The following is a 21,135-nucleotide window of genomic DNA, read 5'->3' as shown; positions in this document are numbered from 1 at the left end:
CCATGTATGGTCCCAGCCACCAATGGCGTGGAGCTGCCAGGCAAAAAAAAGGCCCCTTGCGGGGCCTTTTTTCTTACTTCTTTTCCAGTCGCGCGTTGCGCTGGCCGGTGGCGGCGGACTTCTCGCCGGCAAACGGGTTCAGCTTGCGGATCATCCACGGGTACTTCGGCCACTTGCCTTCCAGCCACGGGTGGTCCGGCTGGTTCAGCTGCAGGACGCGGCGGGCATCGTCGGCCAGGGTCTTGTTGCCCAGGTGGGTGTAGGAATCGGCCAGTACCGCCACGGCATCGTTCTGGAACGCGCTCTGCGGGTAGGTTTCCAGCAGGTAGTTGGCGCGGCCTGCGGCCGAGACCCAGGCGCCACGGCGCATGTAGTACAGGGCGTTGTCGAGCTCGTGCTGGGCGAATACGTCACGCAGCACCAGCATCCGCTGGCGCGCATCGGCGGCATAGCGGCTGTTGGGGTAGCGGTCGACCACGATGTTGAAGTCTGAATACGCCTGATGCGGCGTGGACAGATCGCGGCGGCTTGCGTCCAGTGACCATACGCGACGCAGGAAAACCGTATTGCGGTTGGAGTTGGCCAGGCCGCGCAGGTAGTACAGGTACGCGATGTTGCGGTGGGTCGGGTAGGTACGGATGAAGCGGTCGATGCTGGACACGGCGTCATCGTGCTTTCCGGCCTTGTACTGGGCATAGGCCGATTCGATCATCGCCTGCTCGGTGTACGGGCCGTAGGGATACTGTGCCACCAGACGGCGGAAGCTGGCTTCAGCGCCGCTCCAGTTGCCGCCTTGCATCAGCTTGTGGCTCTTTTCGTAGAGCTGTTCGACCGGGGTGCCTTCATCAGGGCGATCGCCCTTGGTGCCGCGGTTGCAGCCGGTGGCGACGATGACCAGCACCAGCAGAAGGGCGGTCAGGCGGACGGGCGCGGAGAGCAGGACGGAGCGTCGGATCATGGGGTCAATGCGGGACGCGGCTGGAATACGAAGGGTCGATGATAGCCTAGTGTCCTGTCCAGCGACTGAAACCGGCTCGCCGGGACCCCAAAATTTCAAAGATGCCCCCTGCCATGTCTGAACAACCCTCCGAATCGGCCCGCCAGGCCATTGTCCCCGACACCTCCGCCGGCCGTCGTTTCGACGCGGTCGTGGCCGAGCTGTTCCCCGAATACTCCCGCTCCCGCCTGACCGAGTGGATCAAGGCCGGCGACGTCCTGCTGGACGGCGCACAGGCGCGCCCGCGCGATGCACTGCGCGGCGGCGAGGTGGTCACCCTGCAGGTGGTGCTGGAAGCCCAGACCACCGCCGAGCCGGAAGACATCCCGCTGGACGTGCTGTTCGAGGACGAGCACCTGCTGGTGATCAACAAGCCGGTTGGTCTGGTCGTCCACCCCGGCGCCGGCAACCACAGCGGCACCCTGGTCAATGCGCTGCTGTACCGCGACCCGTCGGTGGCGGTGCTGCCGCGTGCGGGCATCGTGCATCGCCTGGACAAGGACACCAGCGGCGTGATGGTCGTGGCCCGCACGCTGGAAGCGCAGACCGCGCTGGTCGAGCAGCTGGCCGCCCGTGACGTGCACCGTCAGTACCTGGCCGTGGTGATGGGCGCGCTGGTGGCCGGTGGTACGGCCGATGCGCCGATTGATCGCCACCCGCGTGACCGCCTGAAGATGGGCGTGCGCGAGGATGGCAAGGAAGCGGTGACCCATTACCGCCTGCGCGAGCGCTTCCGCGCGCATACGGCGCTGGAATGCCGCCTGGAAACCGGGCGCACCCACCAGATCCGCGTGCACATGGCGCACCTGCGTCATCCAATCGTGGGCGATCAGCTGTACGGCGGCGCGCTGAAGCTGCCCAAGGGGGCAAGCGACGAGCTGGTGGCCGCGCTGCGCGGCTTCAAGCGCCAGGCCCTGCATGCCGAAACCCTGGAATTCGTGCACCCGATCAGCGGTGAGCCGGTGCGCAACACTGCGCCGGCGCCGGCCGACATGCTGCACCTGATGAAGGTGCTGCGCGAAGACAGCGCTGCCTTCGCCGAGCGCGAGCGGGACCGCTGGTAATGAGTACCGCGCTGCCGCTGCTGCAGGCCGATTGGCCGACGCTGCCGGGTGTGCATGCGCTGACCACGCGCCGGCACGGCGCGGGCGTCTCGCCGGAGCCGTTCGCCCAGTTCAACCTGGGCAACCGGCACGCGGCCGACGGTGACACGCCGGCCAATGTCGAGCACAACCGGCAGTTGCTGCAGCAGGGGCTGGCGTTGCCGTCGGCGCCGCATTGGCTGCGCCAGGTGCACAGCAGCACCGTGCTGCGCTTTGGCGCGCCGCCGGTGGAAGGAGCCAGCGATCCGGTGGCTGATGCCGCGGTGACGTCGGTACCTGGCGTGGTGCTGGCGATCCTCACTGCGGACTGCCTGCCGGTGGTGTTCGCCGCTGCCGATGGCAGCGAGGTGGGCGCTGCCCATGCCGGTTGGCGTGGCCTGGCCGACGGCATGCTGGAGGCCACCGTGGCCGCCATGCAGACGCCGCCGGCACAGCTGCGCGCGTGGTTGGGCCCGGCAGCGGGACCGGCCGATTACGAGATCGGCGAAGAGGTGTACCACGCCTTCGTCGGCCACGACGCGGCCGCTGCTTCGGCCTTCGTGGCGACCCGGCCCGGCCACTGGAAGGTGGATCTGTTCGCGCTGGCGCGACAGCGCCTGCAGGCGGCGGGCATGGTCCTGGGCAACATCCACGGCGGCACGGTCTCGACCATGGCAGATGCGGATCTTTACTCGCATCGCCGCGACCGCCGTACCGGCCGGATGGCGACGCTGGTGTGGATGGACTGATGCAGGGCGATCGCGTTGCGGGGGCAGAACCTGGCGGCGTGATCGTCTTCGACGGCGTCTGCGCGTTGTGCAGTCGCTGGGTACGTTTCCTGCTGCGGTTCGACCGGCAGGAGCGCTTTCGCTTCGCGGCAATGCAGGGCGCGCAGGGCAGCGCGCTGTTGCGGGCGCACGGTCTGGACGCGCACGACCCGACCTCATTCCTGCTGTTGGACGGGCAGGGCGCCTGGACCGACACCGATGCGATCCTGCGCGTTCTGCGGGCACTGGGCGGTGGTTGGCGCCTGGCGGCCGTGCTGCGCGTGCTGCCACGTGGCTGGCGCGATGGTGCGTACCGTGTGCTGGCGCGCAACCGCTATCGCTGGTTCGGGCGGCATGACGCCTGCTTCCTGCCGACGCCGGCACAGGCCGCGCGCTTCCTCGATTGATCGCTTGTTGTTGTAGAGCCGAGCCATGCTCGGCTGGCTTTTGTAGAGTCAAGCCATGCTCGATTGCTCCGCTCGACTCTACGGAAGAGCCAGCCGAGCATGGCTCGGCTCTACAGGAGCTCTTGCCTCAGCCTTCCAGCGCCTCGAGGTAGCTGCGGCGCCAGTGGTTGATGTCGTACGTCCGCAGGTGTTCCATCATCGCGTGCCAGCGTTCCTGGCGCCTGCGCAGTGACATCGTGGCGGCGGTGGCGATGGCATCGGCCACACCATCCAGATCGTGCGGGTTGACCAGCAGTGCCTGCTTCAGTTCATCGGCGGCGCCGGCCAGCAGGGACAGCACCAGCACGCCGGGATCTTCCGGGTCCTGCGAGGCCACGTATTCCTTGGCGACCAGGTTCATGCCATCGCGCAACGGGGTGACGAGGCCGACAGCGGCGGCGCGGTAGAAGCCGGTCAGGGTGGCGTGGGTGAAGTTCTGGTTGACGTAGCGCAGCGGCGTCCAGTCGGGCTCGGCGTGGCCACCGTTGATGTGGCCGGCGATCTGCTCCAGCTGGCTGCGTAGTTGCCGGTACTCGGTGACATCGCCGCGCGAGACCGGGGCGATCTGCAGGTAGGTGAGCGAGCCGCGCTGGTCGGGATGGCGCTGCAGGTAGCGTTCGAAGCCGAGGAAACGCTCGGGCAGGCCCTTGGAGTAGTCCAGGCGGTCCACGCCGATGGCGAGCTGGCGGTCGCGCAGGCTGCTGCGCAGGTTCTTCACTGCCGCCTTGCTGGCGGCGGTGCCGGCCTGGCGGGCGATCAGCTCGGTGTCGATGCCGATCGGGAACGCCGCAGCGCGGAAGTGGCGCCCACCTGGCGCTTCGAGGTTGCCGTTGTCGAGCACCCGACCGCCGCCGAACAGGCGCAGGTAGGTCTGGAAGCGATCGGCATCGCGCTGGGTCTGGAAACCGACCAGGTCGTAGGCATACAGCGCCGAGAACAACCGCAGATGGTCGGGCATGGCCTGCAGCAGATCGGCCGAGGGCATCGGGATGTGCAGGAAGAAACCGATGCGGCAGCCGATGCCGCGCTCACGCAGCATCGCGCCGAGCGGAATCAGGTGGTAGTCGTGGATCCAGACGATGTCGTCTTCGCGCAGCAGCGGCGCCAGCTTGTCGGCGAACAGTGCGTTGACCCTGTGGTAGGTCTCGCGGGTGCCGCGGTCGTAGTCGACCAGGTCCAGGCGGAAGTGCAGCAGTGGCCACAGGGTGCGATTGGCGAAGCCGTTGTAGTAGCCGTCCACATCACGCTTGGCCAGGTCCATGGTGACGTATTGGATATCGCCGTCGCGCTGTTCGTGCAGCGTGCCACTGGCCTCGCGCACGCTCTTGCCGCTCCAGCCGAACCACAGCCCGCCGCGCTCCTTCAATGCCGCCAGCAGGCCGACAGCGAGGCCGCCGGCGCGGTTCTCGCCGGGAACGGCCACGCGGTTGGAAACGATGACAAGACGGCTCACGAGGCCTCCTGCCAGGACCGCGACAGGCGCATGGCCGCAGTGATCAGGCCGACATGCGAGTAAGTCTGCGGGAAGTTGCCCCAGGCTTCACCACCGTCGAAGGCAAGGTCCTCCGACAGCAGGCCCAGATGGTTGCGCTGCTGCAGCAGCGCTTCGAACATGTCGCGCGCTTCGTCCATGCGGCCGATGGCGGCAAGCGCATCGATGTACCAGAACGTGCAGATGGTGAAGCTGGTTTCCGGCTCGCCGAAATCATCGGGCGCAATATAGCGGTACAGCGCGTTGCCATGCTTGAGGTCGCGGCCGATGGCCTCGACGGTGGCGACGAAGCGCGCGTCGTTGGCGTCGATGAAGCCGATGTCGGCCAGCAGCAGCAACGAGGCATCCAGACGATGGCCATTGAAGGTGTCGGTGAAGTGGCCGAGTTCTTCGCTCCAGGCCTTTTCCATGATGCGTGCGTGGATGGTGTCGGCGCGCTCGCGCCAGTACTGCGCGCGGTCATCACGCTTCAGGCGCACGGCGATCTTGCACAGGCGATCGCACGCCGCCCAGCACATCGCGCTGGTGTAGGTGTGCACTTCGGTGCGGCCGCGGAATTCCCACAGGCCGGCGTCGGGCACGTCGTGCAGGGCGAAGGCCTGTTCGCCCAGCGGTTCCAGCCGAGCGAAGGTGTGGCTGTCACCCGGATCCTGCAGGCGGCGGTCGAAGAACAGCTGGGTGGAGGCCAGCACCACGCTGCCGTATACATCGTGCTGGCGCTGCACCCAGGCCAGGTTGCCGCGCCGCACCGGGCCCATGCCGCGGTAGCCGGACAGGCTGGGTACTTCATCCTCGTCCAGCTTGGCTTCGAAGCCGATGCCATACAGCGGCTGCAGGGTGCCGTCGGTGGTGGCCAGGTTGAAGATGTAGCCGAGGAACTGCTCCATCGTGCGGGTGGCGCCCAGACGGTTCAACGCGCGTACCACGAAGGCGGCGTCGCGCAGCCAGCAGTAGCGGTAGTCCCAGTTGCGCACGCTGCCGGGCGCCTCCGGAATCGAGGTGGTCATCGCCGCGATGATCGCGCCGCTGTCCTCGTACTGGCAGAGTTTGAGGGTGATCGCACTGCGGATCACCGCGTCCTGCCATTCCAACGGAATGGACAGGTAACGCACCCATTCGCGCCAGTAGTCGCGGGTGCGCTGGAAGGCTTCCTGCACGTAGCCGCTGATGGAACGGTTGAGCGATTCATCCACGCCCAGGATCAGGTGGATGGGATGGTTGAGCACGAACGGCATGCCATCACGCACGAAGCGCACCGGGACATCGGTGGTCAGGCGCAGCACATGCTCGGGCAGGATCCAGCGCACGTGGTTGCTGCCCCAGGTGGACTCGGGCACACGTGCGCCCCAGTCGGCCAGCGGGCGTGCGCGGATCACGATGCGCGGGCTGCCGGACAACGGACGCACCTGGCGGATCAGGCTGACTGGCCGGTAGAAACGATCGTTCTGGCGCCAGCGCGGGGCGAAATCGAGGATTTCCAGCGCGCCGCCATGTGCATCGCGCAGCACGGTGCGCAGGATCGCGGTGTTGGTGAGGTATTCCTGTTCGCTGTCGGCGAAGTCCTCCAGCTCGATGGCGAAGTCGCCGCCGGTCTGCTGGTTGGGGCTGAGCAGGGCACAGAAGGTCGGGTCGCCGTCGAAGGTCGGCAGGCAACTCCAGACAACACGGGCGTGTTTGTCGACCAGAGCGCCGAAGCTGCCGTTGCCGACCACGCCCAGATCAAGATCGGGTTGGGTCATCACGCGGTACATCTCGGTTGCGGCCGTGGGGGCCGGGGTCAATACGCATTCTCACGCAGCCAGGCGTGCACGCTGCGTATGTCGGGCAGCGCGAACACCGCCGCGCTGGGTTCACGTTCGCCGATCAGCACGCTCCAGCCGTGCAGGCCGTTGGCCGCTTCGAAGCCGAATTCATCGGTCAGGTCATCGCCGAGGAACACCGGCAGACGCCCACGGAACGGCAGGTACTGCATCAGCCGACGTACGGCCCGGCCCTTGTTGGTAGCCACCGGAACGAATTCAACGACATGGTCGCCTGGCTGCAGGCGGTAGCTGGCACGGCCGCGGATGTGGCGGTCGGCGAAGGCACGCACATCGTTGGCGGCATGCGGCGCGCCACGCCAGTGCAGGGCCAGGCCTACGCCCTTGTTCTCGACCAGTACGCCGGGGTGGCCATGGGCGAAACGCATCGCTTGTTGATGAAGGGCATGCAGCCAGTCGGCGGTGTCGTCGCCATGCTCATCGCGTATCACGTGCCCGTCCTGCGCACGCAGTTCGTGGCCATGCAGGCCCGCGGCGGGAAGCTTGAGCGGCGCAAACAGCTGGTCCAGCTGTTCAAGCGGGCGACCACTGACCAGTGCCACGGCACCTTCCAGTCGATCACTGATGCGGCCGATGGCTTCACGCACATCGGGGAGAAGCTGCACGGCGTCGGGGCGTGCAGCGAATTCGATCAGGGTGCCATCCACATCGAGGAACAACGCGCAGGCGTCGTCCAGCAATGGAGGTGGCGGACGCAGGGGGAGCGGTTCAGCCATGGCGACCACCATGCCAGCGCCAGCGTGTACGTGGGGTCGAGGTCAGGCTACGGCTGTGGGTCGTGCCGACCGTTGGTCGGCACGCCGTTCGCAGCAATCAGAACGTGTAACGCACGCGCCCGTAGTAGTACGCACCGTTGCTGCCGATCGGCGACAGCACGTCGTAGGGCAGGTTGCCGAAGTAGTGAATGTCCTCGTTGGATCGATCCGGGTAGTTGTCGGTCAGGTTCTGCCCACCGATCGCCACGCTCCACTGCGGCGTGATGCGGTATTCAACTTCCGCATCCAGCTGCCATTCGGCCTGGTAGGTCTGACGCGGAATGTAGCCATCACCGAAGTTGAATACGCGGGTCGCGCTGCCGTAGCGGTTCACCCGGCTGCTCAGCGACCAGCGGTCGTTGCTCCAGCTGGCCGCGAAACTGCCACGGGTGCGCGGCGTGGCATCGGTCAGCGTATTGGTCTCTTCGATGCCGAACAGTACGTAGTCCGGGTTCAGTGCCTGCAATTGCGCCGGCGTGGCCAATACGTTCTTCAATGTGGTCTTGGTGTAGGCGTAGGTGCCGGTCAGCAACAACTGTCCATCGCCCAGCGACTGCCGCCAGTTGCTCACCAGCTCGGCACCGCGCGTGCGCGTATCGGCGGCGTTGACGAAGAAACTGGCGCTCTGCAGGCCGCTGACGCCGTAGTTGGCGGCCACGTAGTCGGTCAGCGCATCGCCGGTGATGCTCTCCGACAGTGCGATGCGGTCGTCGATGTCGATCTGGAAGAAGTCCAGTGACAGGTCGAAGTGCTCGCCGATGCGGCTGGTGAAGCCGAGCGAGGTGTTCAGCGACTTCTCCGGCTTCAGGTCCTGCGCACCCAGGCCACGGGCGATGGGGTTGTTGACCGACAGCAGGCGGCCCTGCACCAGCTGGCCACCGGCGTTGTAGCCGGTGGAGGTGGATTCGTAGCCGATCTGCGCCAGCGACGGCGCGCGGAAATTGTTGGAGATCGCGCCGCGCAGGGCGAATGCGGGGGTGAATTCGTAGCGCAGGCCGAGCTTGCCGGTCAGCTCGCCACCGAAGTCATCGCTGTGCTCGTAGCGCGCGGCCAGATCGGTGGAGAATTTTTCGCCGAACTGGCTGGACAGGCTGGCGTAGGCGCTGGACACATCACGCGACAGGGTGGCCGCGTCCTGCGGGGTCAGGCCGCCGCCCGCCTGCGAGCCGGTCGGGCGATCGGTGTACGGGCCGGCGGCGTAGCTGGCCGGGTCGCCTGGACGCGTCTGGTAGCGCTCGTGGCGGGCTTCGGCGCCCAGGCCCAGGGTGTGGCTGATGCTGTCGGACTGCGAGAACACGCGGCTCAGATCGAAGTTGCCCACGGTCTGTGCGTACTCATAGTCGGCGGTCTTGAAGCGGGTCGGGCTGGTCGGGCCCAGGGAGGCGTTCAGCGAATCACGCAGGCGGTAGGTGAAGTCGTTCTGGCCGTAATCCAGGCTGCCGTCGTAAGCCCATTCGCCCCACTGCCCGCGCACACCGGCCACCGCCTGCACGTCGCGGTTCTCGCCTTCGGAGATCGGCCGGTAGCCATTGGGGTAGACCTGCTTCCAGTTGGCATCGCCGTCGGGGTAGCGGAAGTAGTTCGCGCCTTCGGTATCACGCTGGTTGAAGGTGCCGAATGCATAGAACGTCGCGGTCTTGCCGACCGGGATCTCGGTGTTCAGCCACAGGTTGATGTCCTTGCTTGCGCCATCACCGAGCACGTAGTTGCGCTTGCCCTGCAGGGCAAGATTGGCCTCGGTCTGGTCCCACGGCGGAATCTGGTCGAAGCCGGCGCGGTTGGTGCCGTTGCGCTTCTTGTATTCCAGGCCCACGCGCAGGAAGCCGCCGTCCTCGCCCAGCGAGGTGCCGACCTTGGCGCTGATGTTGCCGGTCTGGCCATCGGTGAGGGTGCGGCCGATCGGCTTGAGATCGGTGTGGTTGGCGCCGTAGCTGGCTTCGATCTCGCCGCCGTCGCCGCCGTTGTCGAGAATCACGTTGATCACGCCGGCCACCGCATCGGAGCCGTACAGCGCACCGGCGCCATCGCGCAGAACTTCGATGCGCTTGATGGCGCTGACCGGAATCGAATTGAAGTCGACCGGGGTGGTGCCCTTGCCGATCTTGCTGTCGGTGTTGACCAGCGCGGTGTGGTGGCGGCGCTTGCCATTGATCAGCACCAGCACCTGGTCCGGCGACAGCCCGCGCAGCTGCGCGGCGCGCACGTGATCGGCGCCACCCGAGTTGGACTGGCGCGGGAAGTTGAACGAGGGCAGCAGGGCCTGCAGGGCGCTGCCGAGCTCGCCATTGACCACGCCGGCCTTGCGGATGTCCTCGGCAGTCAGCACGTCCACCGGCGAAGTGGATTCAAGCACGGTGCGGTCGGCGGCGCGGGTACCGGTGACGATCACCGTGTCCAGGTTGGTGGCGGCGTCCTGGGCCGAAGCCAGGGCGGGGGACAGGGCGAGCGCGATGGCGAGGCCGAGCGGCGACGCGGACAGGCGGGGGGACATGCGGACTCCAGCAGCAACGACGTGGGGAAGGGGCGGGGGAGATAGTTTCACTTACATCCATCCGGATGAAGCGATATATTATCTTGGCGTGAGGAGGCGGTGCGATGCAAGCCCCGGCTCCCATCGCATCACTTCATGCCCTGCCGGCATGAGGCCATTGGTTGCAGCCGCAACCGAGGCGCAGGTGTACCCTCCGTGCCCCTTCGTCGTGCTTTTTCCCCTTCCCGGAGTGCTGTTCCCGATGAAACACCTTGGCCTTGTCTTCGCCGTGCTGCTGGCCACCAGTGGCTGCGCCAGCCTGTCCTCCAAGGCGCCCAGCGCCTATGCCACCACCGCCGACCTGCAGGGCGACGCCGCGCGTCCGTCCAGCGGCCACGGCTGGGTGCGCAGCGAGTTGTACTTCGGCGTGGGCGAAGAGCAGGGCGCCGGTGACCGCCCGCAGGCCGACACCATCAGCGACGCGCAGTGGCGCGCGTTCCTGGACAAGGAGGTGACCCCGCGCTTCCCGGATGGGCTGACCGTGTTCGATGCCTACGGCCAGTGGCTGTTCCGTGGCGATGCCTCCCCGAACCGCCTGCGCACCAAGGTGCTGGTGGTGCTGCACGAGGACAGCCCGCAGCGCCGCGCCGACATCGAAGCGATCCGTCTGGCCTGGAAGCAGCAGACCAAGCACCAGTCCGTGTTGTGGTCGCGGCAGGCGGTTGACGTATCGTTCTGACCCAGAGGCGCCATAGTGGCGCTGCAGGGAATGATGATGAAACCCAGGGATGTGTTGTTGGGCACGATGCTTGCCGGCGTGTTGACGCCCGTGGCGCAGGCGCAGGATGAGGACCAGGGCCCGCTGCGGTTTTCGCCGGCAGCGGGCGTACAGGTGACCGCCGAGGTGCAGGAGGACGGCATGCTTGCCGTGCTGCTGCAGCCTGCCGGGAAGCGCCAGCACCTGCCTGGCGCGCCGGACGCCGATGGCAATTCGCGCCTGAGCGCGGAGGACCTCGATTTCGATGGGCACCCTGAACTGATTGCGCGCGCGGCGGTGGGCATGGTCAATGAGGCTGTTGCGGTCTATCGCTTCGAGGTGGGTAGTGGTGAATTCCGCGCGCTGAAGGCGGTGACCCATGGACACGATCAGTGCGGTGAACTGATGGGCCTCACCGCCGATGCAGCTGCGCGCACATTGACCGCCAGCTGCCGCAGCGGGCCGATGTGGTACACCGACGTGTATCGCTTCAACGGCCCGCAGCTTTATCTGTATCGCAGTGAGAATGTGCTGATGCTGGGCGATACGCTCAACCAGGCGCTGCGCTGGGAAGAGACCGAAAACCAAGGCCCGCTGGCGGTGTGGCGCACCTATGATCCTGCCGGCAAGATGCTGGAAAGCGCCATTGGCGACGGGTTGGGCGCACCCGCCAGCCGCGCACCGCTGCGGGGCCAGGAAGCCACCGTGGTGCCAGCGCGCCTGTTCCTGTTCGACCGGCCCGGCGCATCAAGCACCAAGCGCTACCTGGTGCAGGGTGATCGCGTGGAAATGCTGGATGAGCAGGACGGCTGGGTGAAGCTGCGTTACCGCAATCCGAAACAGGGCGCGATCGAGGGCTGGATCAACGTCAACGATTGACGGCAGCGCTGCCCGTAGTTTGCACAACAAGGCGATCGGCCTCTTGCCCACGGCAGCATCACTTCACCGGGTCTAGCCTCGGGTTTCCCCCGAACCAGGCTGCAGCACCATGAGCAAGCGCGTTGCCGAGATCGTCGTCGATACACTGCAGCAGGCGGGCGTCCGCCGTTGTTATGGCATCGTCGGCGACACCCTGAACCATGTCACCGATGCACTGCATCGCAGTGAAATCGCGTGGGTGCATGTGCGCCACGAAGAGGTCGCCGCGTTCGCCGCCGGTGCCGATTCATTGATCAGCGGCCAGCTGACCGCCTGCGCGGGCTCGTGCGGGCCTGGTGGCCTGCATTTCATCAACGGCATCTTCGAGAGCAACCGCAACCGTGCGCCGATGGTGCTGATCGCCAGCCAGGTGGTCACCAGCGAACTCGGCATGGAGTTCCCGCAGGAAGTGGATTTCAAGGCGGTGTATGGCAGCTGCACGGTGTTCTGCGAGCAGGTGCACAGCCCGGCCCAGGCGCGCCGCGTGGTGGCACTGGCCTGCCAGGCGGCCATCAGCCGGCGCGGCGTGGCGGTGGTGATCCTGCCGGCCGATATCAGCGAAGCGGAAGTGAAGCACGATGTGCCGTTCTCGGTGCATTACACCCAGCCGGTACTGCGTCCGTCCGATAGCGAACTGCAGCAGATTGCCGAACTGCTGGGGCAGGGCAAGCGCATCGGCATCTATGCCGGCGCCGGTTGCCAGGGCGCGCATGCGCAGCTGCTGGAACTGGCGCGGCGCCTGCAGGCACCGGTGGCGCACACGTCGCGTGCGAAGGACTTCGTCGAACCGGACAACCCGTACAACATGGGCATGACCGGTGTTTTCGGCATCGAATCCGGATTCCATACGTTGATGGAGTGCGACACGCTGCTGCTGCTCGGCGCGGATTTCGCCTGGGGCCAGTTCTATCCGGACAAGGCCACGATCATCCAGGTCGACCGCGACGGCAGCCACCTCGGTCGTCGCCACCCGGTGAACGTGGGCGTGGTCGGTGATATCGCGCCGACGCTGGACGCACTACTGCCGATGCTGCCCCCGCGCGAAGACAGCAGCTTCCTGGACGAATGCATCGAGCATCGCGACAAGGCGCTGAAGAAGCGCGAGCAGGAGGAGCAGCCGGGTGAAGGCGAGCTGATCCATCCGCAGCACCTGACCGCGCTGCTGTCGAAGTACGCCACCGACGATGCGCTGTTCACTGCCGATGGTGGCTCGCCGATGGTGTGGGTGCTGCGGCACATCCGGGTGAACGGTCGGCGCCGCACGCTGACCAGCCTGCTGCACGGCACGATGGCCAACGCGATGCCGCAGGCGCTGGGTCTGCAGAAGGCATTTCCGGGAAGGCAGGTGATTTCGCTGTCCGGTGACGGTGGGCTGGCGATGCTGCTCGGCGATCTGCTGACCGCGGTGCAGGAAAATCTTCCGATCAAGGTGGTGGTGTTCAACAACGGCTCGCTGAACTTCGTCGAGCTGGAGCAGAAGGTGGAGGGCCTGCTGGACAACTACACCGACCTGAAGAATCCGGACTTCGGGCGGTTGGCCGAGGTGATCGGCTTCCATGGCCGCACGGTGACCCGCAGCGAGGACCTGGAAGAAGCGGTGCAGGATTTCCTGGCCCAGCGTGGGCCGGCCCTGCTGGACGTGCACACCAGTCGCGCGGAGCTGGTGATGCCGCCGCAGATCGAGGCCAAGCAGGTGGCGGGCACGGCGCTGTATGCGGCCAAGGCGGTGCTGAGCGGTCGCATCGACGACGTGAAGCATCTGCTGGTGGACAACTTCCTGAAGAAGTAAGAGGTTGGGTTTGATGCAGGGCTGCGCCCTGCACCCGCAGAGGCAACGGCAACGGCAACGGCCGAAGCAACAGCAACAGCTTGCTATCCGTGGGATGGCGGGGTGGGTCCGGTTGCGGGGGACGCTGCAAGTACGTCCATGTAAGCTCGGTCGCCGCATCCATGCGGCTCACGCCCCCGCAACCGGACCCACCCCGCCTTCGACAGGTTTCCGCGATCTGTCGGAATGGCATGGCCTGCTCTTGGTGGGTGTCGACTGCTCTTGGTGGGTGTCGACCTTGGTCGACACGTCGATCCACGCGATGCGTGGATGGATTTCTGGGCATATCGACGGATGTGATCTCTGTAGAGCCGGGCCATGCCCGGCTCGCGAGCGAAGCGACCGGCTTCTGCTTTTGATCTTTTGATTCTGTTCCGTGGCTGGCGCCCGCAGGAAACTGTCAGGGGCCGGGCGGGGTGGGTTGCGCAGGACCGTTGGCGCCATGGATGGCGCCATCGAGCCCCCATGGACGGGTTTACGGCGTGTCCTGCGCAGCCCACCCCGCCCACCCCGCCCGGTCTACTCCGATGGGCTGCTTTCGGCGACCAACCACGAGGGGCTCCGCCGTTGGCTGGAACCCATCATTCCACGCGGGAATTGGCGCGCCGGCCCCGCTGGGCCTACCATCGGCGGTCCCCACCCCCACCGCCCCTTCCATGTCCGCTCCCGCTTCCACCGCGCCGCGCCGCTGGTTCGTCGCTGGCGACTTCAATGGCTTCTTCGGCCTGGTCGTCGACAATCTCTCTATCCTCGGCTTCATCGCCATGGCCCTGGTCGGGATGTTCCAGTTCCCCGCCGACGTGGTCTTCGGCCGTATGTTCCCCGGCACTGCCCTGGGCGTGCTGGTCGGCAACCTGCTGTACACCCTGATGGCACGGCGCCTGGCCGCGCGTACCGGGCGCGACGACGTCACCGCCATGCCGCTGGGCCTGGATGCGCCGACCAGCATCGGCATGGCGCTGCTGGTGCTGGGCCCGGCCTTCCTGGCCTTCAAGCAGCAGGGCATGGATCCGCACGCCGCGGCCATCGCCACCTGGCAGCTGGGCATGGCCTCGCTGGTCATCATGGGCGTGCTCAAGCTGATCCTGTCCTTCTTCGGCGAAGCAGTGACCCGCGCGCTGCCGCGTGCCGCGCTGCTGGGGTCGATCGCGGGCATCGCACTGGTGCTGATGGGCCTGCTGCCGTTGCTGGAAACCCTGCGCTCGCCGCTGGTCGGCTTCACCACGCTGGGCCTGCTGCTGTACGTGCTGATCGCCAAGGGCAAGCTGCCGCTGCGCGGTCCGGGTGTGCTGCTGGCGTTCGTGTTCGGCACCGTCCTGTACTACGGGCTTGGCCTGGCCGGGCTGGGTGTGCCCGGCTTCCAGATTCCGGCCTGGGTGCCGCCGCAGGTGGTACTGCCGCTGCCGACGCTGGGCTTCATCGAGGGCCTGCCGACCGCGATGACCTACCTGCCGCTGCTGCTGCCGTTCGGCCTGCTGATGGTGGTTGGTGGCATCAACGTCTCCGAGAGCGCGCGCGCGGCCGGCGATGACTACCGCACCCGCGACATCCTGCTGGTGGAAGCGGTGGCCACGCTGGTGGCTGGCGTCTGCGGCGGCGTTGCACAGACCACCCCGTACATCGGTCAGCCGGCCTACAAGCACATGGGCGCGCGTAGCGGCTACACGCTGCTGACCGGCCTGTTCGTCGGCATCGGCGGCATGCTCGGCATCATTTCCGGGCTGGTGCAGTGGCTGCCGCTGGCGGTGCTGGCGCCGATCATTGTGTACGTGTCGATCGACATCACCACCCAGGCGTTCCAGGCGACGCCGCGCCAGCATGCCGGCGCGATGGTGCTGGGCTTCCTGCCGTCGGCAGCCTACCTGCTGGCGATCAAGGCACCGGGCTGGATTCCGGCCGAGCAGATGGGTGCATTGCTGACCCACGTAGATGGTCACGGGCTGCCGGAGCTGGCGGTGATCTTCGCGCTGGGCAACGGCTTCATCATCACCTCGATGCTGTGGATCGCCACCGTCGCGGCGATGGTCGATGGGCGCCTGCGCCGCGCCTGCGGCTTCCTGCTGGTGGCGGCAGTGCTCACCCTGTTCGGCCTGATCCATTCGGTGGATCCACGCGGCGGCATCTACCTGCCGTGGGATCTGCAGGGCCTGGCCCGTGTCATCAGCTGGCAGTTCGCGGGCGCGTATGTGGCCTTGGCCATCCTGTTGGGGCTGCTGTCGTTGCAGAAGCAGGCGGTGAAGCCGCTGGCTGGGAACGACTGATCACGGGTAGTGCCGGCCGCTGGCCGGCACCCTGCTGGGCATCGGTCGGCTTCGGGTACGTTGTAGAGCCGAGCCTGCGCTCGGCTGCTCTGAGCCGAGCATGGCTCGGCTCTACATGGGAGATTGGCAGGCGGCGGTATTACCGCTCTGAATCCAGTTCCGGGTAATGCCGGAAGATGCCGTTGGTGTTGAAGGCAAGCCGCCGCTCCGAAGCGAGATAGGCGGCGATGCCGGGCCGTTGTTGCACCCGATCCTTCAACGCGCGCAGCAACGGCAACGTCGGCCACAACGCCTGCATGCGACGCGGAAACATGTAGTCCAGCCCGCTCAGCAGCTGGAACAGTGACAGATCCACGTAGGAGTGCTCGCGCAACGGGTGGCGACCGCCATTGGCCTTCAGCACCTGCTCGAAGTAGCCGAGGAACTTTGGCAGGCGCTCACCGCGCATCGCAGCGGCGCGCGCCTTGGCTTCGGCCTTCTGGTCTTCGTAGTACTTCGACGCGGCAATGGGATGGTGGGTGTCGTGCACCTCGGCCAGCAGATCGGCGATGGTCAGCTGCCACTGCAACGCCTGCATGCGCCGCGAGGCGGCCTGCGGGACCAGATCCAGCGTCGGGCCGAGGAAATCGAGAATGGCCGCAACCTGTGCGATGACCTGTCGCCCGGCCTTCAGGAACGGTGGCGCGAAAGGTTGCGCACCTTCGCTGTGGCCGTCGAGGAACGGCTGCATCACCGCGTCGCCGTGGATTCGCGCCATGTCGACATAGTCGGCGCCGGCATCTTCCAGCGCCAGCCGCACGAATTCGCCACGGCCCTGGATGCCGGTCCAGTAGTACAGCGCGTACTGCATGAAGACTTCTCCACCAGGCAAGAACAACAGGGTCGCGCGTACCGCGCAAAGCAGGCGTGAACCACAACGCCAGCGGAATGGGTGGGGAACCCTGCGGAATGAGGGGAGTCACACCTTGTCCATGCAGGTAAAAAGCGAGGTACTGCATCATGCAGAGTGGAAAAGCGGTCTGGCCCTGGGTTCTGGGCGTGGTGGTGGTGGGCGGCGCGGGCACATGGTTGTTCCGCGACCAGTTGCAGGGCCTGGCAGATGGCGTATCGGTGCCGGTGCAATCCACCCCGACCTCGGCAGGCGCTGCACCGAAGCCCGTCGCCGTCGAAGAACCCGCACCACCACCGATCAGGCATCCGCTGGACTCCGAGACCGCCGCCGATCCGGCGCTGCCGAAGCTGGCTGACAGCGATGCTGCCGCCTGGAGCGCATTGAGCCAGCTGTTCAAGGGCGAGGGGGCACTGACTGCGCTGCTGCGTGATCACCTGATCCAGCGGCTGGTTACCCAGGTCGACAACCTGGACAAGGCCAGTGTGCCGCCTACCGCGCTGGCCGCTCGGCCGCTGCCGGGCAGCCTGCAGGTGGAGCAGGGGGAGGGTGGCGAACGCATCGCTGCGGCCAATGCGGCGCGCTATGCGCCCTATGTGCACGCCTTCACTGCGCTCGACCCGGCGTCGGCGGCCATGGCCTACAAGCGTTTCTATCCGTTGATCCAGCAGGCCTACGTCGATCTTGGAAAGCCCGATGGCTACTTCAATGACCGCCTGGTGTCAGTCATCGATCATCTGCTGGACACCCCTGAGCTGGCTCAAGCGCCACGGGTGGAGCGCGATGAGCGCGGACGCTACCGCTTCGTTGATTCCACCCTGCAATCGCGCTCGATCGGCCAGAAGGCCCTGCTGCGCATGGACGCAGCGCAGGCGCGGGCGGTCAAGCAGCAGCTGCGGGCGATCCGGGGCGCGATCACCCGTTGAGAGCCCTCATCGTGCGGATCTGATCCGGATCAACGCGCCGACAACACCCCGTCCGGCATGCTGGCCGCAGGCTGACTGGCCTTCGAATGCAGTCGCAGCCACCCTTGAAACCGGGTGGGGCAACCGCATCTTTCCAGCATCGCCGGCGCGGCCGGCCAAGATGACCGATGAGGTTTCACAATGCGCATGGACAAGCTCACCTCGCGTTTCCAGCAGGCGCTGGCAGACGCGCAGTCGCTGGCGGTAGGCCGCGACAACAGCATCATTGAACCGGTACATGTCTTCAGCGCCCTGCTGGACCAGCAGGGCGGCAGCACCCGGCCGTTGTTGGCCCAGGCCGGCGTCAACGTGCCGGTGCTGCGCGAGCGCCTGGACGAGGCGCTTGAAGCGCTGCCGAAGGTGTCCGGCCAAGCCGGCAACCTGTCGATCGGCAACGATCTCAACCGCCTGCTCAACCACACCGACAAGCTGGCACAGCAGCAGGGCGATGCCTTCATTGCCAGCGAGTGGTTCGTGCTGGCCGCGCTGGAAGATGGTGGCACCTTGGGCATGGCGCTGCGCGCTGCCGGTGCCGACAAGGCGCGCCTGCAGGCCGCCATCGACAAGCTGCGTGGCGGCGAGAACGTGCAGTCGGAGAACGCCGAAGAGCAGCGGCAGGCGCTGGAGAAGTACACCATCGACCTCACCGCGCGTGCCGAGAGCGGCAAACTCGACCCGGTGATCGGCCGTGACGAAGAGATCCGCCGCACCATCCAGGTGCTGCAGCGTCGTACCAAGAACAACCCGGTGCTGATCGGCGAACCCGGCGTGGGCAAGACCGCGATCGTCGAAGGTCTGGCCCAGCGCATCATCAACGACGAAGTGCCCGAAGGCCTGCGTGGCAAGCGCGTGCTGTCGCTGGACATGGGCGCGCTGATCGCCGGTGCGAAGTTCCGCGGCGAATTCGAGGAGCGCCTGAAGGGCGTGCTCAACGACCTGGCCAAGAGCGAAGGGCAGATCATCCTGTTCATCGATGAGCTGCACACCATGGTCGGCGCGGGCAAGGCCGACGGCGCGATGGATGCCGGCAACATGCTCAAGCCGGCACTCGCACGCGGTGAACTGCACTGCGTCGGTGCGACCACGCTGGACGAATACCGCAAGTACATTGAAAAGGACGCTGCGCTGGAGCGCCGCTTCCAGAAGGTGTTCGTGGGTGAGCCGACGGTGGAGGACACCATCGCGATCCTGCGCGGCCTGAAGGAAAAGTACGCGGTGCATCACGGGGTGGAGATCACCGACCCGGCCATCGTCGCCGCGGCCACCCTGTCCAACCGCTACATCACCGATCGGCAGCTGCCGGACAAGGCCATCGACCTGATGGACGAGGCCGCTTCACGCCTGCGCATGGAGATCGACTCCAAGCCGGAGGAACTGGATCGGCTGGAGCGTCGCCTGATCCAGTTGAAGATCCAGCGCGAGATGCTGAAGAAGGAAAAGGACGATGCCTCGCGGCAGCGTCTGGCCGATCTGGAAAACGATATCGACGCGCTGGAGCGCGAGTTCTCCGATCTCAACGAGGTCTGGAAGTCGGAGAAGGCCGCGCTGCAGGGCACGACCAAGCTCAAGGAACAGGTCGAGCAGGCCAAGGTTGAACTGGAGTCGGCGCAGCGCCGGCAGGATTTCGCCCGCATGAGCGAGATCCAGTATGGCGTGCTGCCGCAGCTGGAAAAGCAGCTGGCCGCCGCCCAGGAAGTGGAGAACCACGACTTCAAGCTGGTGCAGGACCGCGTCACCGACGAGGAGATCGCCGAGGTCGTCTCGCGGTGGACCGGCATCCCGGTCAACAAGATGCTCGAAGGCGAGCGTGACAAGCTGCTGCGCATGGAAGAGGTGCTGCACAACCGCGTGGTCGGCCAGGAAGAGGCGATCAAGGTGGTGTCCGACGCGGTGCGTCGTTCGCGCGCTGGCTTGTCCGATCCGAATCGACCGGGTGGCTCGTTCCTGTTCCTGGGCCCGACCGGCGTGGGCAAGACCGAACTGTGCAAGTCGCTGGCCGAGTTCCTGTTCGACAGCGCCGACGCGATGATCCGCATCGACATGAGCGAGTTCATGGAGAAGCACAGCGTCGCACGCCTGATCGGTGCGCCCCCGGGCTACGTGGGCTACGAGGAGGGCGGTTACCTCACCGAGGCCGTGCGCCGTCGCCCGTATTCGCTGATCCTGCTGGATGAGGTGGAAAAGGCACATCCGGATGTGTTCAACATCCTGCTGCAGGTGCTGGACGACGGTCGCCTGACCGACGGCCAGGGCCGCACGGTGGACTTCCGCAACACCGTCATCGTGATGACCTCCAACCTGGGCTCACATCAGATCCAGGACATGAGTGGCGATGACACGCCGGAGGCGTATACGCAGATGAAGGCCGCGGTGATGGGCGTGGTGCAGGCGCACTTCCGTCCGGAGTTCATCAACCGCCTGGACGACATCGTGGTGTTCCATCCGCTGGACAAGCAGCAGATCAAGCAGATCGCGCGCATCCAGATGCGCGGCCTGGAAAAGCGTTTGGCCGAGCGTGGCCTGAAGCTGGTGGTGTCCGATGCGGCGTTCGATCTGCTCGGCAACGTTGGCTTCGATCCGGTCTACGGTGCGCGTCCGCTGAAGCGTGCGATCCAGGCGCAGTTGGAAAACCCGCTGGCGCAGCAGATCCTGTCCGGTGCGTTCGCCAACGGCGATACCATCGAAGTGGGCAACGACGGCGGCCATCTGGTGTTTGCCAAGGCCTGAACCAAGCGGGGCGCTGCATGATCGCAGCGTCCCGTTTCCGTTGTAGCGACCGGCCGCATCCGGCGCTTGCCGGCAATGCTCAGAACCGGTGCGTATACCCGGTCATCAAGCCGAACTGGTTGGCCTTCTGCACGATCGGGCTGTCTGCCGCATCGCCCAGCAGGCGGGTGCCTTCCACGGCGATGTACCAGTTGCCGTTGCGACCGGCGCGATGGCTCCATTTCATGCCCAGGCCGGCGCTGACCAGACCGGCCTTGGGCTTGTGCTGGGCGAAACCGGTGCGAGCGGCCTGGTCAGGGCTGACGCCATACCAGGTCTGCATGTAGCCGCGGTTGCCGTAGTCGGTGGAGACGCTGCCGCTGACCACGCCACCGGCCAGATCGAACAACGGCATCTCCAGGTTCAGGTGGATCTGCTGGGTGGCAAGGCCGTTGTCGCCCTTGTCGTCGTCTTTCAGCGTGTACTGCCAGGAACCGCTGAGCACCGCCTCACCCAGCGTATAACCAGCCGCCAGGCCGACCAGGGGCCGGGTATCGATATCGCCCATGCCACGCAGGAAGTCCGAGCCGCCGAGGATCGAGTTCTTCTCGCGGCGGCTGCCGCTGCCACCGACGTAGGCACGCACGCGGGTGTGTTCGCCGATCGCCGTACCCCAACCCGCACCGCTGGTACCCAGAAACCAACCGCCCGGTGAGGTCACGTCGAAGGACAGCGTCGGTGCGGCCTGGAATTCCTCGCTGCCGCTGTAACGCGGGGCGACACCGCCGCCAGCAGCAAGCTCGAAAGTCCACTTGTCATCCTTGGCATGCGCTGCGGAAGCTGCGAACAACGGCAACACGGCCAGGCCGAGCAGGGTGGGGAAACGGCGAAGGTGGGACATGGCAACTCTCTGCATTGGGAGGAAGTGCAGCGCGCGCATCCGGCGCGTGCTGCAGGGTCGCCAGCGTGGCGGGACGCCGGC

General features: G+C 66.3%; 16 protein-coding genes. 9 read left to right on the top strand and 7 right to left on the bottom strand.

Features of this window, described 5'->3' with window-relative positions; all coding sequences use genetic code 11:
- Positions 1-73 precede the first annotated feature (73 nt).
- Positions 74-958, bottom strand: a complete 885-nt coding sequence (locus tag QOL57_RS08250; RefSeq protein ID WP_089236594.1) for an outer membrane protein assembly factor BamD — start codon at positions 956-958, stop codon at positions 74-76.
- Between the two features lie 113 nt (positions 959-1,071).
- Between QOL57_RS08250 and rluD the strand changes: the two genes are divergently transcribed.
- From rluD to QOL57_RS08235, 3 genes are read left to right on the top strand one after another with little or no spacing between them, the layout of a single operon-like run.
- Entirely contained in the window at positions 1,072-2,061 is a 990-nt protein-coding gene (rluD, locus tag QOL57_RS08245) for a 23S rRNA pseudouridine(1911/1915/1917) synthase RluD (RefSeq protein ID WP_089236593.1), read from the top strand.
- Positions 2,061-2,828 (top strand): peptidoglycan editing factor PgeF, encoded by a 768-nt coding sequence (pgeF, locus tag QOL57_RS08240; RefSeq protein ID WP_089236592.1) that lies wholly within the window; start codon positions 2,061-2,063, stop codon positions 2,826-2,828. Before rluD ends, pgeF begins: the two co-directional genes overlap by 1 nt.
- A complete protein-coding gene (locus QOL57_RS08235) occupies positions 2,828-3,253 on the top strand; it encodes a thiol-disulfide oxidoreductase DCC family protein (protein WP_089236591.1) in 426 nt (141 codons plus the stop codon). Before pgeF ends, QOL57_RS08235 begins: the two co-directional genes overlap by 1 nt.
- Positions 3,254-3,380: 127 nt before the next feature.
- On the opposite strand, the gene otsA is transcribed toward QOL57_RS08235, so the two are convergent.
- The 4 genes from otsA to QOL57_RS08215 form a co-directional block, all read right to left on the bottom strand.
- On the bottom strand, positions 3,381-4,745 hold the full coding sequence (gene otsA / locus QOL57_RS08230; RefSeq protein WP_089236590.1) for an alpha,alpha-trehalose-phosphate synthase (UDP-forming): 1,365 nt from the start codon (positions 4,743-4,745) through the stop codon (positions 3,381-3,383).
- Positions 4,742-6,523, bottom strand: coding sequence for a glycoside hydrolase family 15 protein (locus tag QOL57_RS08225; RefSeq protein WP_089238070.1), 1,782 nt, complete (start codon positions 6,521-6,523; stop codon positions 4,742-4,744). Before QOL57_RS08225 ends, otsA begins: the two co-directional genes overlap by 4 nt.
- Before the next feature lie 38 nt (positions 6,524-6,561).
- Complete coding sequence (gene otsB, locus QOL57_RS08220) at positions 6,562-7,320, bottom strand: trehalose-phosphatase (RefSeq protein WP_089238068.1); 759 nt, start codon at positions 7,318-7,320, stop codon at positions 6,562-6,564.
- Between the two features lie 97 nt (positions 7,321-7,417).
- Positions 7,418-9,850: a TonB-dependent receptor gene (locus tag QOL57_RS08215; protein ID WP_089236589.1), complete on the bottom strand. Its 2,433-nt coding sequence runs from the start codon at positions 9,848-9,850 to the stop codon at positions 7,418-7,420.
- Positions 9,851-10,091: 241 nt separating this feature from the next.
- On the opposite strand from QOL57_RS08215, the gene QOL57_RS08210 reads away from it, so the two are divergent.
- The 4 genes from QOL57_RS08210 (at position 10,092) to QOL57_RS08195 (ending at position 15,593) form a co-directional block, all read left to right on the top strand.
- The gene (locus QOL57_RS08210; protein ID WP_025874309.1) at positions 10,092-10,568 is read left to right on the top strand and encodes a DUF3574 domain-containing protein; all 477 of its coding nucleotides are present in this window, start codon (positions 10,092-10,094) and stop codon (positions 10,566-10,568) included.
- A 36-nt stretch (positions 10,569-10,604) separates the two neighbouring features.
- Entirely contained in the window at positions 10,605-11,465 is an 861-nt protein-coding gene (locus QOL57_RS08205) for an SH3 domain-containing protein (RefSeq protein ID WP_089236588.1), read from the top strand.
- A gap of 109 nt (positions 11,466-11,574) precedes the next feature.
- Entirely contained in the window at positions 11,575-13,293 is a 1,719-nt protein-coding gene (locus QOL57_RS08200; protein WP_089236587.1) for a thiamine pyrophosphate-dependent enzyme, read from the top strand.
- 695 nt (positions 13,294-13,988) lie between these two features.
- Entirely contained in the window at positions 13,989-15,593 is a 1,605-nt protein-coding gene (locus QOL57_RS08195; RefSeq protein ID WP_089236586.1) for a hypothetical protein, read from the top strand.
- 139 nt (positions 15,594-15,732) lie between these two features.
- On the opposite strand, the gene QOL57_RS08190 is transcribed toward QOL57_RS08195, so the two are convergent.
- A complete protein-coding gene (locus QOL57_RS08190; RefSeq protein WP_089236585.1) occupies positions 15,733-16,443 on the bottom strand; it encodes a glutathione S-transferase in 711 nt (236 codons plus the stop codon).
- Positions 16,444-16,592: 149 nt separating this feature from the next.
- On the opposite strand from QOL57_RS08190, the gene QOL57_RS08185 reads away from it, so the two are divergent.
- Entirely contained in the window at positions 16,593-17,408 is an 816-nt protein-coding gene (locus QOL57_RS08185) for a DUF3014 domain-containing protein (protein ID WP_089236584.1), read from the top strand.
- A 180-nt stretch (positions 17,409-17,588) separates the two neighbouring features.
- Positions 17,589-20,174: an ATP-dependent chaperone ClpB gene (clpB, locus tag QOL57_RS08180; RefSeq protein ID WP_089236583.1), complete on the top strand. Its 2,586-nt coding sequence runs from the start codon at positions 17,589-17,591 to the stop codon at positions 20,172-20,174.
- 79 nt (positions 20,175-20,253) lie between these two features.
- Here the strand turns inward: clpB and QOL57_RS08175 are convergent, their stop codons facing one another.
- A complete protein-coding gene (locus QOL57_RS08175; protein WP_089236582.1) occupies positions 20,254-21,054 on the bottom strand; it encodes a MipA/OmpV family protein in 801 nt (266 codons plus the stop codon).
- Positions 21,055-21,135 lie beyond the last annotated feature (81 nt).

Source organism: Stenotrophomonas sp. yr243 (assembly GCF_900184195.1).
In the GTDB taxonomy this organism is placed as follows: Bacteria; Pseudomonadota; Gammaproteobacteria; order Xanthomonadales; family Xanthomonadaceae; genus Stenotrophomonas; species Stenotrophomonas lactitubi.
Note: the sequence above shows the minus strand (reverse complement) of the source record. Positions and strands in the feature narration are given on the sequence as shown.

Bases quoted from the DNA above. Each gene is read 5' to 3' on its own strand.
- QOL57_RS08200 (WP_089236587.1), top strand. From the start codon at position 11,575: ATGAGCAAGCGCGTTGCCGAGATCGTCGTCGATACACTGCAGCAGGCG.
- QOL57_RS08185 (WP_089236584.1), top strand. From the start codon at position 16,593: ATGCAGAGTGGAAAAGCGGTCTGGCCCTGGGTTCTGGGCGTGGTGGTG.
- QOL57_RS08210 (WP_025874309.1), top strand. From the start codon at position 10,092: ATGAAACACCTTGGCCTTGTCTTCGCCGTGCTGCTGGCCACCAGTGGC.
- QOL57_RS08250 (WP_089236594.1), bottom strand. From the start codon at position 958: ATGATCCGACGCTCCGTCCTGCTCTCCGCGCCCGTCCGCCTGACCGCC.
- clpB (WP_089236583.1), top strand. From the start codon at position 17,589: ATGCGCATGGACAAGCTCACCTCGCGTTTCCAGCAGGCGCTGGCAGAC.
- rluD (WP_089236593.1), top strand. From the start codon at position 1,072: ATGTCTGAACAACCCTCCGAATCGGCCCGCCAGGCCATTGTCCCCGAC.
- QOL57_RS08205 (WP_089236588.1), top strand. From the start codon at position 10,605: ATGAAACCCAGGGATGTGTTGTTGGGCACGATGCTTGCCGGCGTGTTG.
- QOL57_RS08225 (WP_089238070.1), bottom strand. From the start codon at position 6,523: ATGACCCAACCCGATCTTGATCTGGGCGTGGTCGGCAACGGCAGCTTC.
- QOL57_RS08195 (WP_089236586.1), top strand. From the start codon at position 13,989: ATGTCCGCTCCCGCTTCCACCGCGCCGCGCCGCTGGTTCGTCGCTGGC.
- QOL57_RS08215 (WP_089236589.1), bottom strand. From the start codon at position 9,850: ATGTCCCCCCGCCTGTCCGCGTCGCCGCTCGGCCTCGCCATCGCGCTC.
- otsB (WP_089238068.1), bottom strand. From the start codon at position 7,320: ATGGCTGAACCGCTCCCCCTGCGTCCGCCACCTCCATTGCTGGACGAC.
- QOL57_RS08190 (WP_089236585.1), bottom strand. From the start codon at position 16,443: ATGCAGTACGCGCTGTACTACTGGACCGGCATCCAGGGCCGTGGCGAA.
- QOL57_RS08175 (WP_089236582.1), bottom strand. From the start codon at position 21,054: ATGTCCCACCTTCGCCGTTTCCCCACCCTGCTCGGCCTGGCCGTGTTG.
- pgeF (WP_089236592.1), top strand. From the start codon at position 2,061: ATGAGTACCGCGCTGCCGCTGCTGCAGGCCGATTGGCCGACGCTGCCG.
- QOL57_RS08235 (WP_089236591.1), top strand. From the start codon at position 2,828: ATGCAGGGCGATCGCGTTGCGGGGGCAGAACCTGGCGGCGTGATCGTC.